The sequence below is a fragment of the Stenotrophomonas sp. G106K1 genome (genome assembly GCF_037969685.1).
Classification (GTDB): Bacteria; Pseudomonadota; Gammaproteobacteria; order Xanthomonadales; family Xanthomonadaceae; genus Stenotrophomonas; species Stenotrophomonas lactitubi.
Genome location: NZ_JBBPFR010000002.1, coordinates 137532 through 154388 on the forward strand (window position 1 = coordinate 137532; position 16857 = coordinate 154388).

The window sequence follows — 16857 nt, forward strand, 5'->3', positions numbered from 1 at the left end:
CGCTTCGGTAGATGCCGACCTTGGTCGGCACAGGGCTGGAAGAGCGCGTCGACCAAGGTCGACACCCACCGATTGATGGCGGGTAGAGCCGGCCGCTGGCTGGATTGAGCTGCGCTTCGGTAGGTGCCGACCTTGGTCGGCACAGGGCCGGAAGAGCGTGTCGACCAAGGTCGACACCCACCGATTGATGGCGGGTAGAGCCGGCCGCTGGCTGGATTGAGCTGCGCTTCGGTAGATGCCGACCTTGGTCGGCACAGGGCCGGAAGAGCGTGTCGACCAAGGTCGACACCCACCGATTGATGGCGGGTAGAGCCTGCCGCTGGCTGGATTGAGCTGCGCTTCGGTAGATGCCGACCTTGGTCGGCACAGGGCCGGAAGAGCGCGTCGACCAAGGTCGACACCCACCCAAGGCGCGGATTACCAGCCGTAAGGCGGCGGGTAGTCCCAATAGCCGGGGCCACCACCGTAGTAGCCACCACCACCATACGGCCCGAAGAAGCCCGGGCCCTTGCCTTCGCTCACGTGGATGTTGACGTTGACCCCACGGGTCTTGCCTTCATCGTTGGTGTAGTTCTTGCTGAGGTTGAGCGTGGCGGCGTTGTAGTGGGTGTTGCCGTAATTCTTGGCGTAGCCGATGCCGGTGGTGAAGCTGCCGGACACCTTGACCTTGTCATCCGTCACGTCGGCGATCCTACCGTCGCCATTCACGCGCGGGCCGGTCTTGTCGCCGTAGAACGTGCCGGGCGGATCCTGTTGCAGCGTCGGATCGTTGAGATAGCGCATCGGCGTCTGCGGCACGGACAGGTCCAGGCCGGACGCCTGCGGCGCGGTGGCGCCGGCGGCGGACTGCGCCAACGCGGTCCCGGGCAGGGCGGCCAGGCACAGCAGCAGGGTCAGGGGGCGGATCATGACGGCGCTCCAACGGAGAGGGGCCGCGCAGCACGCGGCGGTACAGGCCGACGCTAGCAGGCGTTGCTTGAATGATGCCTGTCGGCGCCCGCTTGCGGTAGAGCCAGGCCATGCCTGGCTGCACGCTACAACCGCCCGAACCCGAACAGCGCCGCCAGTGGATGCTTGCGCCGCTCGATCCCGGCGCGCAGCAGCTCGGCACCGATCATCGAATAGGTGATGCCGTTGCCGCCGTAGGCCATGGCGAACTGCACCCGCGGGCCCCACTGCGCATGCGGCCCGAAGAACGGCAGGCCGTCGGCGGTCTCGGCAAAGGTGCCCGCCCACGAGAACGCCGGGGTCGGCTGCAGGTGCGGGAACCACTGCAGCACTTGCTTCATCAGTTTGCGGGCCTTGCTGTCCACCCGGCCATCGCGGCGGGCAGGAACATCGATGGCGTCGTCCAGCCCGCCCACCAGCAGCCGACGGTCGCCGGTGGCGCGCAGGTACAGGTAGGGGCGCGCGCTCTCCCAGACCATCGTGCGCTGCAACCAACCCAGCTCGTCGGCGTTGATCGGGTCAGTGATGAAGGCATAGCTGCTGCGGTTGCGGGCTACGCGCGGGTCCAGCCATTGCTGGTTGGCATAGCCCATCGCCAGCACCACGTGGCGGGCGTGGATCTGCATGCCGGATTCGGTGCGGGCGGTCACGCCGCGCGCGCTGGGGGTGAGGGCATGCAGCACGGTACGGTCGTGGACCACGCCGCCGCGCTTGCGCACGCGCTCGAGCAGGCCATAGGCCAGACGGTACGGATCCACGCGCGCAGCCTGACGGGTCAACAGCGCACCGCCGGCATCGACGCTGAAACGTTCCTGCAGCGCGTCTCGGTCCAGCCAGCGCGCATCCAGGCCGATGCCACGACGTGCCTCGCCTTCGGCCATCAGCCGCGGTACGTCACGGCGGCGACTGGCCAGGTATAGGCTGTCCATCTGCTTGAAATCCACATCCTTCAAGCCGCGTGCCACTTGGCGCAGGGCCGGGATCGCAGCGGCGCATGCCCGGTAGGCCAGCGCCGCAGCGTCTTCGCCGTACTGCGAGGCCAGCTCCAGCAGATGGGTGTCGATCTCGTACTGCAGCAACGCAGTACTGGCTGCGGTGCTGCCCCAGCCGATGTCGCGCTGTTCGATCACCGCCACATCGTGCCCATGGGCCGACAGCTCATCGGCGATCAGCGCGCCGGTGATGCCGCCACCGACCACCAGCACATCGCACTGCAGATCCTGTTCCAGCGGCGGGAAGGCCTGGATCAGGCCGTTGCGCACCGCCCACCACGGGTAGCCACTCTTCAGGTCCATGCGCGTTCGTGCTCAGGCAGTGGGATGGCCGGTATGCGGGGTCTGGATCAGTTCGGACAGATCGAAGCCCTGCAGGCGGGCGGCAGCCAGATAATGGTCCTGCACGGTGGCATCCAGCCGGGGCTCACGCGCCAGCAGCCACAGGTACTTGCGATCCGGGCTGCCGACCAGGGCAACGCTGTAGTCCGGCGCCACCTGCATTACCCAGTAGTCACCCTTGGCGAAGGGCAGCCAGCGCAGGCCCTTGGGCAGGAAGCTGACTTCCAGCCGCGCGCTGTCGTTGTCGATGGCGCAGGCCTCACCGGTGGCTTCCTCGACCTCGCCATCCATGCGGCAGCGGTTGGTGACACCCACGTTGCCGTTGTCGAGCAGCTGGTAGTGGGCCGACACGTCGGTGCAGCCCTCCGGCTCGTGGCGCATCGGCAGGCGGGCGATCTCGTACCAGGTGCCCAGGTAGCGGGGCAGCTTGAGGTCGGTGACGGTCTTCAGGGGTGGCAGGTCGGTCATTGTCAGGCGTGGCAGGAGAGGACCTCCACGATGACGAGGGCGCTGCCACGGGCGGGTGAAGCCGGGGCGAGGGCCATGTCCAGAACGTTCCGTCGCCCGGGCGGAGCGCGTGCCGTTATCGGCGCAGCGGTATGCTTCCGCCAGCGTCGCGTTTTTCCGATCCAACCGCAGTGGAGGTGCCGATGTACCAGGTGATCCTGTTGAAGAGTGAAACCCAGTTCGCCCGCGAGCAGTGGCCGCAGGTCGACGATCTGGTGGACTACGAAGGCGTGGCCTACAGCCTGCGCGCCGGGCCGCGCCAGCCGTTGCCGACCGACCATGCCTGGCACCCGATCGCGGTGTACGCGCCGGATGAGATCACCGAGGAAGAATTCCAGGAGTGGTACGCGCTGCAGCAGCCGCAGGTGGAAGAGCTGCGCCTGAAGTACTGAGCCGCGACCGGCGGCCAGCGCCTGCGCATCCGCCGTTTACAGTACCTGCCGTATAGTCGCGCGCAGGCGCGGTGGTCCGCGCAAAACGGTATGGCTGGCTTGTCTTCCTTCTTCCGAACGATCCTGGTGCGTGGCCCGTGGTTGGGCCTGCTGTTGTGTTGCACGCTGCTGCTGGCTGTGCCGGCGCTGGCCCAGGATGACGACCCCACACCGAAGCAGCAGCTGGCGCAGATCGACAGCACGCTGAAGGATGTTCAGCGCAAGCGCGTTGATGCCGAAGCCACCGAAACGCTGGGCACGCTTTCGGAAAATGCGTCACAGGCCAAGCGCGATGCCGAGGCGCTGGAAAAGACCCTGCAGCCGCAGCTGGACCAGCTCAACGAGCAGCTGACGCAGCTGGGCGATGCGCCCAAGGACACCACTGAACCGCCGGAGCTGGCCGCGCAGCGGCGCACGCTGACGCGCCAGCGCGATGCCCTGGCGGCATCGATTGCCCAGGCCAAGTCCAGTGCCGTGCGTGCGCAGCAGTTGAGCGCGGACATCGACAAACAGCGCAACGCGCAGCGCACCGAGGAACTGGGGCGCAAGGTCGCCTCGCCACTGTCGCCAACGCTGTGGCGACAGGTGGCTGACCAGTTGCCGAACGATATCGCCCGCGTCACTCCTTTGGCCCAGCAGGGCCGCGCCGCGCTGACCACGGCCATTGCCACCCATGGCTGGGGCACGTTGCTGCTGGGGCTGGCGGCGGCACTGGTGATGATGTTCCCGCTGCGCCTGTGGCTGCGCGCGCTGGGGCGCCGGTTCGCTGCGTCCGAGCGCGCCCCCGACGGTCGCCTGCGCCGCTCCGGCCTGGCCATGTGGCTGCTGCTGGTGGGCACTCTGCTGCCCGGTTACGCCGTGGTGGTGCTGGTGGCCGCGCTGGATGCCATCGGCGCGATTCCGCCGCGACTGCAGAGCGTGGCTGAAGGCGTGCAGGCGGCGACGTTCGCGGCGGCCTTCATTTCCGCGCTCAGCGCCTGCCTGCTGGTGCCCAAGCGGCCCTCCTGGCGGCTGCTGAACCTCGATGACACTGCCGCGCTGAAACTGCGCAAGTACGCCTGGGGTGCTGCGGCCTTAGCCTGGCTGAGCACGGTGCTGGTGGCACTTGATCGCGCCACGCGCACCAGCGATGTCACCACGGTGGCGCTGGACGGCGTGATCGCGCTGACCTACCTGGGCCTGATCATGGCCATGCTGGTGACCCTGGCGCGCCTGCATCGGCGGCAGACCGCCGAGGCCGAGGCGAAGCTGGAAGCACAGGCCGACGGCCAGGGCGCGGCCGTTCCGGTACGCCGCAGCAGCTGGCTGGTGCTGGCACGGGTAGCCGGAAACATCGCCGTGGTGGCCGCGATCATCGCCACCTTGATGGGCTATGTGAACTTCGCCAAGTTCGTGAACCAGCAGTTGATCGGCGGCAGCATCGTGGTGCTGGCCGCAACCCTGCTGTTCAAGTTCGTCGACGATTTCTCCACCTGGCTGCTCAACGCTGACAGCAAGGTTGGCCAGACCATCCTGCTCAGCACCGGGCTGAGCGTGTCGAAGCTGGAACAGGCGGGCGTGCTGCTGTCGGCGATGCTGCGTACCCTGGTGGTGTTGATCGCCCTGCTGGCGCTGGCCGCACCGTTCGGCAACATCGGCACGATCGTTGAACGCATCGCCTCGCTGGCCAATGGCATTGTGATCAACAAGGACCTGACGCTGCAGCCGGGCCGCATCGTCACCGGCGTGCTGGTGCTGCTGGTGGGCATGGGCCTGACCCAGCTGCTGCAGCGCTGGTTGACCGATACCTACCTGCCCAAGACCGAACTCGACCTGGGTGCACGAAATTCGATCAGCACCATCGCCGGCTACGTCGGCATCATCCTGGTGGGCCTGTGGGCGCTGACCGCGATGGGCCTGAACCTGAAGAACCTGGCGCTGCTGGTCAGCGCGCTCTCGGTGGGTATCGGCTTCGGCCTGCAGGCGATCATCCAGAACTTCGTCTCGGGACTGATCCTGCTGACCGAACGCCCGGTGAAGATCGGTGACTGGGTGAAGCTGGGTGACCAGGAAGGTGATATCAAGCGCATCAACGTGCGTTCGACCGAGATCCAGGTGAGCGACAAGTCCACCCTGATCGTGCCCAATTCGGAACTGATCACCAAGACCATCCGCAACATGACGATGGGCAACAACCAAGGCCGCATCCAGATCCAGTTCGCGGTGCCGGCCAGTAGCGACGTTGCGAGCCTGCGACAGGCACTGCTGGATGCCTATGGCGCCCACAACACGGTACTGCAGCAGCCGGCGCCATCGGTGTACATAGACAGCATCGCCGGCGGCCAGATCACCATCAACAGCTTCGCCTACGTGGCCAGCCCGCGGCAGGTGTATGGCACGCGCAGCGATCTGTATTTCAGCCTGCTGCAGATCCTGGCCGAGCGGAATATTCCGTTGTCCACGCCGACCGACATCCACATCACCCGAGACTCGCAGCAGTAAGAGGAGTTGGGGCGGCAGGGCTGCGCCCTGCACCTGCAGAGGCCGAAGCAACGGCAACAGCCGAAGCAACAGCAAACGCGGGTATTCCGTGGGGTGGCGGGGCGGTGTCGGATTGCGGGGACGCCGCAAGTACGTCCTTGTAGGCTTGGCAGCCGCATCCATGCGGCTGACACCCCGCAATCCGACACCGCCCCACCTTCGACAGTTTCCCGATGTCTGGTAGATCCACGCCATGCGTGGATGAATCTCCATCGAAATCGAATATTTCGACAATTGATCAAAAAGCATCCACGCATGGCGTGGATCTACGTGTCGACCAAGGTCGACACCCACCAAAAGCAGGCCATGACATTCCGACAGATCGCGGAAATCTGTCGAAGGCGGGGTGGGTCCGGTTGCGGGGGTGTCCGCGGCATGGATGCCGCGGCCAAGCCTCCATGGACGGATTCACGGCGTCCCCCGCAACCGGACCCACCCCGCCATCCCACAGGAAACCCGCTTTTGCTTCGGCTGTTGCCGTTGCTTCGGCTTCGGCAGGTGCAGGGCGCAGCCCTGCCGAAACCCCTTTATCCCCGCGGCCGCCCGCGCGAGGGCACCAGTGCGAACGTATCCACTGCCAGCTTCTCGGCATGGTTCAACCACGCGCGGATCTCCAGATCATCCACTTCGTGGTCCAGGCCGAAGGACACATTGATCTTGCCGTCGGCATCGGGCTGCACCCACTGCTGGGCCAGCACTACCTTGCGCTGCGAGGACACCGCTTCGATCCAGAAACCGCGATCCGGGCGCGTACTCGCCACCAGCTGCAGCATGTACTGGCCGGCGCGGGTACGGCGGCCCTTCTGCGTGATCATGTGTGCCTGGCGCACGCTGGGGCGAGGGCCCTGGAACGCATCCAGCGGCGCATCCACGTCGATGCCGTTGCGCAGCTGGCCATCGCGGTACAGCTTGATGCCGTTGTCACGGTTCACCAGCAGCGCGCACCAGTCGCCGTCGGCTGAGCCATCCTCGAACGCGGTGCAGCGATCGACGTAGGCCAAGGTGTTGTCCGGGTCCGCGTCGTCGAACTGGCGCGAGGTGTTCTCCAGGTACACCGATTTCAGGTCCCAGTCCTTGTCGTACTCCAGCAGCACCGGCGGCTGCACGTGCTGCAGGCCGACCACCACCTGGTCGTCGCCGTCGATCTTCAGCTGCCGGGTGGGTTCACCCAGCCACAGCGAGCGCGCGAAGGCCAGGTACTGCGGATAGTCGCGGCCACCATCGCGACGCGCTGCGGCGCTGGCACTCGGTGCGCGCTTGTCATCCAGCAGCGACCGGCCAAAGCCCATCGTCTGCAGGTTCGGATCGAGCAGGCTGAGCAGGGTGGCACCGGAATCCAGCGTCGAGCCGTCTTCAGCCGCCAGCTGGCGCGGGGTCACGCCGTCACCGAGGAACAGCAGCAGGTTCTCGCGCTTCTGCCTGGTCAGGATATGGCTGAGATCATTGGGCATGGCCAGGTGATCGGAGGCGATCACGATCAGCGTGTCCTTGCCATACGGACTGGCCTGGATGCGTTCGACCAGCTGCGAGATCAGGCGGTCGGTGCACTTCAGCGCATTGAGCATGCCGATGTTGCCGTGCTGGCTCTGGTAACGCGTGCCTTTGCAGGCCACCGGCAGATGCCCGGCCGGGTGGTGCGTGTCCATGGTCAGCGTGGTCAGCATGAACGGCGCGTCCTGCCGCGACAGCTGCTCAAAGCGCTGGTAGGCGGTGTCCAGCAGCACGTCGTCATGCACGCCCCACGCCGAGTAGTGGATGCGACCGATCTTCTTCTGCTGCTTGAACCACGCCAGGTCATGCACTTCATCGAAGCCATGGCTGGCCAGGAACTGGCCCTTGCCGGCGAACTGGCCGTTGGCGCCGCCCAGATAATGGTTGGTGTAGCCCTGCTGCTTCAGGTAGTCGCCCAGGCACACGGCCTTGGGCAGGAAGCTGCCCATCCGGTCCATGCTGTTCTCATCGCCCTGCGAGGTGGTCAGCGGCACGCCGCACATCGATGACACCAGACCGGCGATGGTCCAGCCGCCGCCTTCGGCCGAGGCAAGCCCGCGTACATCCAGCGACCTGGCCGCCAAGCGGTTGAGATTGGGCATCAGGCCGGGAAACACGGCCTCATCCAGATAGGTGCGCTCCAGGCTCTCGCCGTAGATCCAGACGATGTTGCGTGGGCGCTGCAGGGCCTGCGTGGGTACCTGGTATTCGGGGGCGATACGGGCGAAATCCACCGGGCGCAGCTGCTGGTACAGGCGTTGGCCATCGCGCGCCAGTGGGCTGATCATGATCGTGGCCACCCACAGCGCGGCGAAACCGGCAAACCACGCACCACCGGCCGTGGGGCGGTGCCAACGCTTCACCCGCGTGGCGAACAGCGGCAGCAGCGACACGGCAGCCAGCACGATGAAGCCGGCGATATAGCCCTTGAAGTCGGCGACACCGGCGCCCTCCATGTCCGCACCCAGGTGATACAGGGTAGCGGCGTTGAGTCCGTCACCGGACAGCTTGTCGATCAGCCACCAGGCACTGAGCGCCAGCAGCAACAGCGAGAACAAGCCGGCTTTCCACCACACCCACTTTGCGGACGCGAGGAACAACCAGGACAACAACAACAGCGACAGCAGCAGAATCCAGAGCATGGGCAGCTTCGGCAGTGACGGGGTGGCGATGGACGTCGTACCGACGCGTGTCCATCCGACCGGCGCTGCTGCAAGCACATCTGCATGACAGGCCGATGACCTGATAGTGCATGCACGAACCTGACTGAAATGTTTGTTGAAATCGCGCGTGCGATATCACGCCGCGAACGTAAATCGAGCGTGAAAACTCACGCTCGATTGCATTAAAAATCGCATGAATGCGCTGTTTTCGTAGATCCGCGACACGCGTGGATACGACAGCGCATCAACGCTATCGATGTCCACGTTCCTCGCGCGAACGCGCACGCCGATCGAACAGCAATGCGCTGGTGACGATGCCCAGACCAAGCACCACGCCGATCAACAGCAGCACCAAGGCGATGGCGGGATAGCCGAGCACATGCCAGCCGGTATCGATCTTCATCATCATCGCCGCCGCCATGATCAACGCCGCGCTGATGATGCCGGCCGCAACACGGTTGGCGATCTTCTGCAGGTTCTCCATCAATCGCGACTCTTCCAGCCCGGTCACCTTCATCTGCAGGCGATTCTCGGCCAGCAGCGCCATGATGTCCGATAGCTTGCGCGGCCCATCGCGCAGCAACTGCTGCAGTTCCATTGCTTCGCTGGCCAGGTTGGCGGCCGACAGCGATTTTTTCAGGCGCGCGCGCATCACATGCTGCAGCTGGCGCTCGACGATACGGCGGGTATCCAGATCCGGTGCCAGAAGGCGGCATACGGTTTCAAGGTTGAGCAGCGCCTTGCCCAGCAAGCTCAGCTCCGGCGGCGTGCGCAAGCCGGACGAGGTGGCGATGCGAACCATGTCCAGCACCACACGCCCTTCGGAGAAATTCGCGCTGGCCGCGTAGCGTGCGATCAGCTGGCCGGTCTCGCGCAGGTAGCGCTCCTCATCGAAGGCCTCCAGCCGGGTGCTGATGCTGATCAGGTCATCGGCCACTTCCTCGCCGCGGCCATCGACGGCGGCGAACAGGATCTTCAGCAGCCGCTCGCGCAGGCGTGGCGGCATGTGCGCGACCATGCCCAGATCGAAGATCGCCAGGCGCCCGTCGGGCATCACCCGCAGATTGCCGGGGTGCGGGTCGGCGTGGATCTCGCCGTGCACGAAGATCTGGTCCAGGTAACCGCGGATCAGCGCCGCTGCCAGCGGGTCCATCGCTTCTTCGGTACGGCGCACATCGGGAATGGCATCCACGCGTACGCCGCTGGCCAGTTCCATGGTCAGCACGCGATGACTGCAGTAATCCCACAGTGGCTGCGGAATCCACAGGCGCCGGAACGGCTTCAGATGACGGCCGAAGCGCGACAGGTTCTCGGCCTCGGCGTGGTAATCCAGCTCCTGCATCAGGGTCTTGGAGAACTCGTTGAGCCAGTCACGCAGGCGCACCCGCCGGCCGATCTGGGTCAGGTGGTCGGCGGCCAGGGCGAAGCTGCGCAGCACTTCCAGATCCGAACGCAGTTGCGCGGCCACCTCGGGCTTCTGCACTTTCACTGCGACCTCGCGGCCGTCATGCAGCACCGCGCGATGCACTTGGGCGATGGACGCGCACCCCAGCGGCTGCGGATCGAATGCGGCGAACAGCTTGTTCACCGGCGCGCCCAGCTCCTGCTCGACGATGGCATGGATACGTTCGACCGGGATCTCGGCCACCTTCTCCTGCATCCGCTCCAGTGCGGTGGCGAACTCCACCGGCACCATGTCCGGGCGGGTGGACAGCATCTGCCCGAGCTTGACGAAGGTGGGCCCCAGCGCTTCCAGGTCACTGACGAACTGCTCGGGATTGCCGTCCGGTGGCACGTCGGTGTGGCTGCCCGCAGCGTCCAGGTTCATGCCGGAGAACACGCCGGAATGGCGGTAGCGCATCAACAGACGCAGGATCTGGCTGCGCCGGTTCATGCCCCGGATCAGCGGGGGATTGGCTGCGGCGGTGGGCGGCTTGCTCAAGTGGAACTCCCATGCGACTAGAACAGGTAGTGCCGGCCGCTGGCCGGCAATATCCGGAGCTTCGCGGTTGCCGGCCAACGGACGGCACTATCGGACTTTGCAGTGTCGCCGGGGGGCGGTAGGCACGCGGTGAATCCGACCGCTTCCTCAGCCGCCCCGGTATCGGTCAGAATCCGCTCATTCCCTCAACTGGATCCCCCATGGCCGGTGCCAGCCTGTTTGCCCTGCTCGACGATATCGCCTCCCTGCTCGACGACGTCTCGGTGCTGACCAAGGTCGCCGCCAAGAAGACTGCTGGCGTGCTGGGCGACGACCTGGCGCTGAACGCGCAGCAGGTGACCGGCGTCAACGCCAACCGTGAATTGCCGGTGGTGTGGGCGGTGGCCAAGGGCTCGCTGGTGAACAAGGTGATCCTGGTGCCGGCGGCGCTGGCGATCAGCGCGCTGGAAGCCTGGCTGCACAGCCGCGGCTGGAACGTGCCGCTGATCGTGCCGCTGATGATGATCGGCGGCGCCTTCCTGTGCTTCGAGGGCGTGGAGAAGCTGGCGCACCGGTTCCTGCATTCCGCCGATGAGGACGCCGAACACCAGGCCGAGCGGCGCAAGGCGCTGGCCGATGCGCAGGTGGACATGGTCGCGTGGGAAAAGGACAAGGTGAAGGGCGCGATCCGCACCGACTTCATCCTCTCGGCCGAAATCATCGTGCTGTCGCTGGGCGTGGTCGCCACGGCGTCGTTCATCAACCAGGTCAGCACCCTGGTGGTGATCGCGCTGGCGATGACCGTGTTCGTCTACGGGCTGGTCGCCGGCATCGTCAAGCTGGACGACCTGGGCCTGTACCTGTCGCGCAAGGGCGCGGCGCTGGCGGCAGTCGGCCGCGGCCTGCTGGTGTCGGCACCGTGGCTGATGAAGTTCCTGTCGGTGGCCGGAACCGCGGCAATGTTCCTGGTCGGCGGTGGCATCCTGGTGCACAACGTTGAACCGCTGCACCACGTGGTGCAGGCGCTGGGCGGTGAAGGCCAGTGGGGCTGGCTGGTCAACGCGCTGGGCAACATGGTGGTCGGCATCATCGCCGGTGCGATCGTGCTGGCGGTGGTGACCGGCTTCCAGAAGCTGCGCGGCAAGTAATCTGTAGAGCCGAGCCCACGCTCGGCTGCTCTACGGCGCTCCGCGCCGCCGCCCGAGCATGGGCTCGGGCGCTACAGAGTCCGCACGTTGGATCATCACCCCGCCTGCACCCGGTTCTTGCCTTGGCGCTTGGCCGCGTACAGCGCGTCATCGGCGCGCCGGAGCAGCGAATCGGCATCGTCGCCCGGCTGCCATTGCGCCAGGCCCGCGCTGAAATGCACGGGGATGCGCCGCTCCTGCAGCGTCAGCACGCGATGCGCCAATGAGCGCTGCAGCCGCTGCACCGTGGCCATGCTGTCCGCGCCAGGGGTTTCGGGAAGGACCAGCACGAACTCGTCGCCGCCCAGCCGGGCGATGCCATCGGTGGCACGCAGCAGCAGGCGGCACACCGCCACCAGGTGCTGCAGCAGGGCGTCGCCGCCGGCGTGGCCGTGTTCGTCGTTGGTCTGGTGGAAATCATCCAGGTCGATCACCGCCAGCCCCAGCGGCGAGTTGTTGCGTGCGGCGCGGGCCAGTTCGCGTTGCAGCAGTTCATCCAGGCCACGCCGGTTCAGGGCCTGGGTCAGCGGATCGATACGTGCCAGATCGCCGGCTGCGCGCAGATCCTGTTCCAGCTGGTTGATGCGCTGCTCGGCGCGTTCCACTTCCTGCCGCGCGCTGGCCAGGTGATCACGTGCCTGCGCCGCCTGCTGCTGCACTTTGCCAGTGTCCTGCATCACTTCCTGCAGCAGGTGGTTGAGGTCGGCGATGCTGCGCGCCTCGCGCAGCTGCAGCGCGTAGCTGCCGATGCGGTCGTGGTATTCACCGGTACTGGCAGCCATGCCGTCCATGCGCTCGATGAACTCGCCCATCAGGCTACGCATGGCTGCTTTCGAATCGTCGATTCCCTGCCGCAGCAGGCCCTGCTTGTAGATCACTTCGCGCAGCTCGGCGCGGGTGCGCTCGACCGATTCGGCTTCCAGCGGCCCGGCCAGCAACTGGCGCACGGCTGCGATCTGGCCCTGCAGCCAGCTGCGGTCATCCAGCAGCTCGCTGACGTTCTCCAGCAGCAGCGCGAACAACTCAAGCAACAACGCCTGCTGTTCCTGCCAGCTCTCGGCGCGCACGCCGATCTGGTGACCCAACTCGCGCGCACCTTGTTCGATCGGCTCCAGTGCCGCGCCCGGTTGCCACTGGCGCAGGCGTACGGCCAGTGCCTGGGCCTGCTCGCGCAGGTCGGGATCGTGCTGCAGCAGCGCCACCACCGCGCCGCCCAGCAGCAACCGCAACTGCTCGGACAGGCGCAGGCTGTCGGGCTGGCCATCGGGCGAATGCTGGTCGATGGTGCGGATGTACTTGTCGATAAGCTGCCGCATCGCCCGGCCATAGCGCGGCCAATCGGCGCTGGCCTGCGCCGATTGCAGGCGATCACCCATGTCGCCCAGCTCGCCCGGCAGGGTGGCCATGCCATTGGCGAAGGCGGCCAGCAGCGGCTCGGGTGCATCGGCCCCGGCAAACAGCTGCTGCAACGCCACGCTGCTACCGCCCTGCAGTACCACCCGATCGCCGCGCCCGTCATCGACAACCGCGCGCACGCGCGCAGGCGGTCCGATGGCGGTGCCGGGGGCAGGGCGGGGGTCGGGCTGGTCCGTCATGGAACAAATCCTGGGGTGGCAGGGGGCTGGTCACAGCATATCGGCGCAACTGGCGGTGGCTTGAACCGATAGGATGGGCGACAGGATGCCGCAGTGGAGGTGTGTATGCGTGTGATGTTGCTGGGGGCGACGGGACTGGTCGGAGGCCACGCCCTGTCGCTGCTGCTGGCCGACCCCCGCTGCAGTGCCGTGGTCGCGCCCAGCCGCCGCCCGCTGGCTGCGCCGCACGGGAAACTGCACAACCCGGTGCTCGACTTCGCCCGGCTGCCCGATGCACCGGACTGGGCCCGGGTGGACGCGGTGATCTGCGCCCTGGGCAGCACCATCGCCCAGGCCGGCAGCCGCGAGGCGTTCCATCGCATCGACCATGACTATCCGCTGGCCTCCGCCCGCCTGGCCCTCGCACAGGGTGCCGAGGCCTTCGCGCTGAACTCGGCCGCAGGCGCCAACCCGCGTTCGTCGATCTTCTACAGCCGGGTCAAAGGCGAGCTGGAGCGCGACCTGCGCGCGTTGGGGTTCCCGTCGCTGACGCTGGTACGGCCGGGGCTGATCGGCGGTGAGCGGCAGGAGGTCCGCCGTGGCGAACACTTCGCGCTGCAGGTGCTGGGCGTGCTGGGGCCGGTGTTGCCACGTTCGTGGCGGATCAATCCGGCACCGGTGATTGCCCACGCGCTGGTGGAGGCCGCACTGGCGCCGCAACCGGGCGAGCACGTGGTGCCGTCGCGCGATCTGGTGGGCTGATGTCGCGCGCGCTGCGTCTGACCCAGCTGCTGCAGGTGCTGCGCCGCCACCGCCGGCCGGTGGCCGGGCAGGCGCTGGCCGAGGAACTGGGCATCAGCCTGCGTACGCTGTACCGCGATATTGAAACGCTGCGCGAGCAGGGCGCCGACCTGCGCGGGGAAGCTGGCGTCGGCTACCAGCTGGAACCGGGCGATGTGCTGCCGCCGCTGACCTTGCCGCCGGCCGAGATCGACGCGCTGGTGCTGGGCCTGCGCTGGGTGGCGGCACGCACCGAGCCGGCGCTGGCCGAGGCCGCGCGTGATGCGTTGGCGCGCATCGCCCATGTGCTGCCAGCGGCACGCCGCGAGTCACTGCGTGACAATGGCTTGCGGGTGGGCCCATCGCGTACGGCAGCGAAGGTGCCCCCAGCGCGCCTGCAGGCCGTGCGCGAAGCGGTGGGCACGCAGCAGCGGCTGCAGTTCGCCTATGAAGATGCACAGGGACGGCGTACCGAGCGCGTGGTCTGGCCGTTCGCACTGGGGTACTTCGATGAGGTGCCGATGCTGGCAGCGTGGTGCGAGGGCCGCGAGGACTTCCGTCATTTCCGCCTGGATCGCATCCGCCATGTGCGTGCGTTGGAAGAGTGCTACCTGGTGCCGCGTGCCACCTTGCTGCGGCGCTGGCAGAAGGCGCAGGGCATCGCCCCGGATTGGCTGGACCGTTCGTAAACACAACGAGGGACGGCGCTACGCATCAACGGGGTGGGCTTACACAGCTGGAGGGCTATGTGCCGGGGGAGGCCGGGGGGGTACAGGTAATCGTCGATTCTATGGCCTGGGTTACGAGGCCCGACGCATCCTCCAAGGATGTCCTGACTTTCGAAACCTGGGGTTCACCAGGTTTACTGGGTGTACAACCCCAGGTGAAGGTGATGGGGGAGGGAACGTTTGTTTCGACTTTGGCGCGACCATTCCTGCAGATCCATCCGGCAGGACACGTTACGATTTCGAGGTTGATGTACACCGGGAACCGCGGATACCCACTAAAGTTCATCGCGGCCGTAACACTTGCGCCTGTTCCAGACACGTCCGGAACACTGTCCAGCTGAAATGGCTTCGTCAGGGTAGTGACGCCCAAGGCGGACATTCTCTCTATGGGCATGAAAAAAAGGTCATTTTCCCATGGAGAGCCATCTTTTCCCCTGCCATGAACAAGGCCGTAGGCGGTGCCGCCGGCATAGACCGGGCCACCACTATCGCCACCTCTATTCATCACGGTTCCGTCAAGGCTGACGACCTGGACGTAGGTACCAGCTTCCCCATTCCAGCTGGCTGCGAACTCTGCGTCTTTGATGGATCCGCATGTACGACCGGTCGTTACGCCGAACTTGCAGACCGTTGTACCTGGTGTCATGTCGGCAAGTGACGCCTCTTCGGATATTGCCAGTTTTGCCCCATCGACAATGATCTCGTTCGATTGGGAGAAGATGACGCCGCCACGTCGCTGTGCACCCCACTGAACGTCGTAAGATCCTTTGTTGCGTTCACTCTTGAATAGAATGCGAGCGGTTGGGTTGCGTTGATAATTGTCGTTGTCACAGTGACCGGCAGTGGCCAAGCCTAGTTCGCGAGTTGCAGTTTCGACCACGTTGAAGCCTGCTGTGCAGAGTTGCTGCTGATAACCTTCCAGTCGCCGCCCGCCCGCTACAGTATTTGTTGGCTCTATGAAGCCTGTGGTCTCTTTTATGCGGATGAAGTCGGCGACAGAGAGAAGTTTGGAAAGTCTGGCGCGTACGGCATCGGGATCGCGTACATATACCTCGACGATAGAGCTCTTTATGTTTACCGTGGCTGCAAACTCAATGCCCGCCTTGACGAGCTGCTCGGACACTTCCTCCTGGGTGGCGCGGAGAAGCTCGAGAGAACGTGGCGCATTTTCCGCAACGTAGAGGCGATCTTTGGTGTAGGCGGAAAGTTGGCCCGAGGCATCGCCGGTGAACCTCACGACGATTCTGAATTCAGGCGAATGCTCGATGTAGAGGCCGGCGAACGTATCCGGCTTCTCCCTCTGAAGCCGTGCGCTGAGCTTTCCGGCGGCCCGTTCCGCATCCATTCGTTGAGCGGCTTCGAACGTGCCTATGTGCATAGTTTCCGCGTAGTGCTGTATTGCCACATCCTTGGGGGCGTCGTCCGCAAAGGCGGGAGCGGCGGTGAGGATGGCTGCCAATAACGGCAGATATCTGCGTATTGCACTCATGAGCTTTCCTTTTCATGTGTATTACGTGAAGTGACGTTCCATCTACATTGACTCTAAATCATTTCTGTGAGTTGCAGTTGGTAACTGCGTCTCCCTTTGATTGCTCCGGGGATGGTCTCCAAAAGAGCGAAGGTTCATCGCCGACGAAAGCTCCCGCCATGACTTGGCTTTGCGACATATGACGAGATCACAGTGGATCGCCTGTTCCTCCATCCGATGGTGGAAGCACCCGCAATGCGCGAAATGTTCGAACGACGATCGACTCTACCCGGTCGATTTCATCTGCTTGGCCCACTGACAGAATCTGTCAGCAGGGCAGGGCCACCATGAATGCTCCCAACAACGGAGGTTCCCCATGTTCAAGCCCAGCACCCTGCTGCAGTACGTGCACGACGTCGCCGCCAGCGCCACGTTCTACAGCAGCATCCTCGGCAAACCGCCGGTCGAGCAGTCGCCCGGCTTCGCCCTGTTCCTGCTTGGCGATGGCGCCGCGCTGGGCCTGTGGCAACGCGATGACGTGCAGCCGCCGGTGAGCGCCGAAGCGGGTGCAGCCGAACTGGCGATGGTGGTGGCCAATCCTGATGAGGTGCAGCAGTTGCACGATGCCTGGCGCGCACTCGGTGTGCAGATCACCCAGGCACCGGTGGCGCTGGAATTTGGCCACACCTTCGTCGGCGTCGATCCCGATGGCCACCGACTGCGTGTCTACAGCCGCGCCGAGGGCATGGTCGCGCGCGATTGATCAGCGCGAAGTAGATCCACGCCATGCGTGGATGAAGACGCA

The 16857-nt window shown here is 65.4% G+C and carries 13 protein-coding genes; 6 read left to right on the forward strand and 7 right to left on the reverse strand.

Annotation, left to right across the window (positions count from 1 at the left end):
* Window positions 1-417: 417 nt before the first annotated feature.
* The 3 genes from WKB25_RS02920 to WKB25_RS02930 all read right to left on the reverse strand — a co-directional run bounded on the left by WKB25_RS02920 (window position 418) and on the right by WKB25_RS02930 (window position 2750).
* Window positions 418-909 carry a hypothetical protein gene (locus tag WKB25_RS02920; protein ID WP_340568676.1) on the reverse strand — a complete coding sequence of 164 codons (492 nt, stop codon included), beginning with the start codon at window positions 907-909 and terminating at the stop codon, window positions 418-420.
* A gap of 125 nt (window positions 910-1034) precedes the next feature.
* Entirely contained in the window at window positions 1035-2243 is a 1209-nt protein-coding gene (locus tag WKB25_RS02925) for an FAD-dependent oxidoreductase (RefSeq protein WP_340568677.1), read from the reverse strand.
* Window positions 2244-2255: 12 nt separating this feature from the next.
* Window positions 2256-2750, reverse strand: coding sequence for a lipocalin family protein (locus WKB25_RS02930; protein ID WP_340568678.1), 495 nt, complete (start codon window positions 2748-2750; stop codon window positions 2256-2258).
* Window positions 2751-2932: 182 nt separating this feature from the next.
* Between WKB25_RS02930 and WKB25_RS02935 the strand changes: the two genes are divergently transcribed.
* The gene (locus tag WKB25_RS02935; protein WP_089237451.1) at window positions 2933-3181 is read left to right on the forward strand and encodes a hypothetical protein; all 249 of its coding nucleotides are present in this window, start codon (window positions 2933-2935) and stop codon (window positions 3179-3181) included.
* A gap of 90 nt (window positions 3182-3271) precedes the next feature.
* On the forward strand, window positions 3272-5701 hold the full coding sequence (locus WKB25_RS02940; RefSeq protein ID WP_340568679.1) for a DUF3772 domain-containing protein: 2430 nt from the start codon (window positions 3272-3274) through the stop codon (window positions 5699-5701).
* A 566-nt stretch (window positions 5702-6267) separates the two neighbouring features.
* Here WKB25_RS02940 and WKB25_RS02945 read toward each other — a convergent pair.
* Together WKB25_RS02945 and WKB25_RS02950 are read right to left on the reverse strand one after the other, a co-directional pair.
* Window positions 6268-8373: a phosphoglycerol transferase I gene (locus WKB25_RS02945; protein ID WP_340568680.1), complete on the reverse strand. Its 2106-nt coding sequence runs from the start codon at window positions 8371-8373 to the stop codon at window positions 6268-6270.
* 271 nt (window positions 8374-8644) lie between these two features.
* Window positions 8645-10336, reverse strand: a complete 1692-nt coding sequence (locus WKB25_RS02950; protein WP_340568681.1) for an AarF/UbiB family protein — start codon at window positions 10334-10336, stop codon at window positions 8645-8647.
* 200 nt (window positions 10337-10536) lie between these two features.
* On the opposite strand from WKB25_RS02950, the gene WKB25_RS02955 reads away from it, so the two are divergent.
* Window positions 10537-11463: a DUF808 domain-containing protein gene (locus WKB25_RS02955; RefSeq protein WP_340568682.1), complete on the forward strand. Its 927-nt coding sequence runs from the start codon at window positions 10537-10539 to the stop codon at window positions 11461-11463.
* 95 nt (window positions 11464-11558) lie between these two features.
* On the opposite strand, the gene WKB25_RS02960 is transcribed toward WKB25_RS02955, so the two are convergent.
* Window positions 11559-13097, reverse strand: a complete 1539-nt coding sequence (locus WKB25_RS02960) for a diguanylate cyclase (RefSeq protein WP_340568683.1) — start codon at window positions 13095-13097, stop codon at window positions 11559-11561.
* Between the two features lie 105 nt (window positions 13098-13202).
* Here WKB25_RS02960 and WKB25_RS02965 point away from each other — a divergent pair, with 105 nt between their 5' ends.
* Window positions 13203-13838 carry an NAD-dependent dehydratase gene (locus WKB25_RS02965; RefSeq protein ID WP_340568684.1) on the forward strand — a complete coding sequence of 212 codons (636 nt, stop codon included), beginning with the start codon at window positions 13203-13205 and terminating at the stop codon, window positions 13836-13838.
* Window positions 13838-14545, forward strand: a complete 708-nt coding sequence (locus WKB25_RS02970; protein ID WP_340568685.1) for a YafY family protein — start codon at window positions 13838-13840, stop codon at window positions 14543-14545. The genes WKB25_RS02965 and WKB25_RS02970 overlap by 1 nt, the downstream gene beginning before the upstream one ends.
* A gap of 55 nt (window positions 14546-14600) precedes the next feature.
* On the opposite strand, the gene WKB25_RS02975 is transcribed toward WKB25_RS02970, so the two are convergent.
* Entirely contained in the window at window positions 14601-16073 is a 1473-nt protein-coding gene (locus tag WKB25_RS02975) for a S1 family peptidase (protein WP_340568686.1), read from the reverse strand.
* Between the two features lie 355 nt (window positions 16074-16428).
* On the opposite strand from WKB25_RS02975, the gene WKB25_RS02980 reads away from it, so the two are divergent.
* On the forward strand, window positions 16429-16815 hold the full coding sequence (locus WKB25_RS02980; RefSeq protein WP_340568687.1) for a VOC family protein: 387 nt from the start codon (window positions 16429-16431) through the stop codon (window positions 16813-16815).
* Window positions 16816-16857 lie beyond the last annotated feature (42 nt).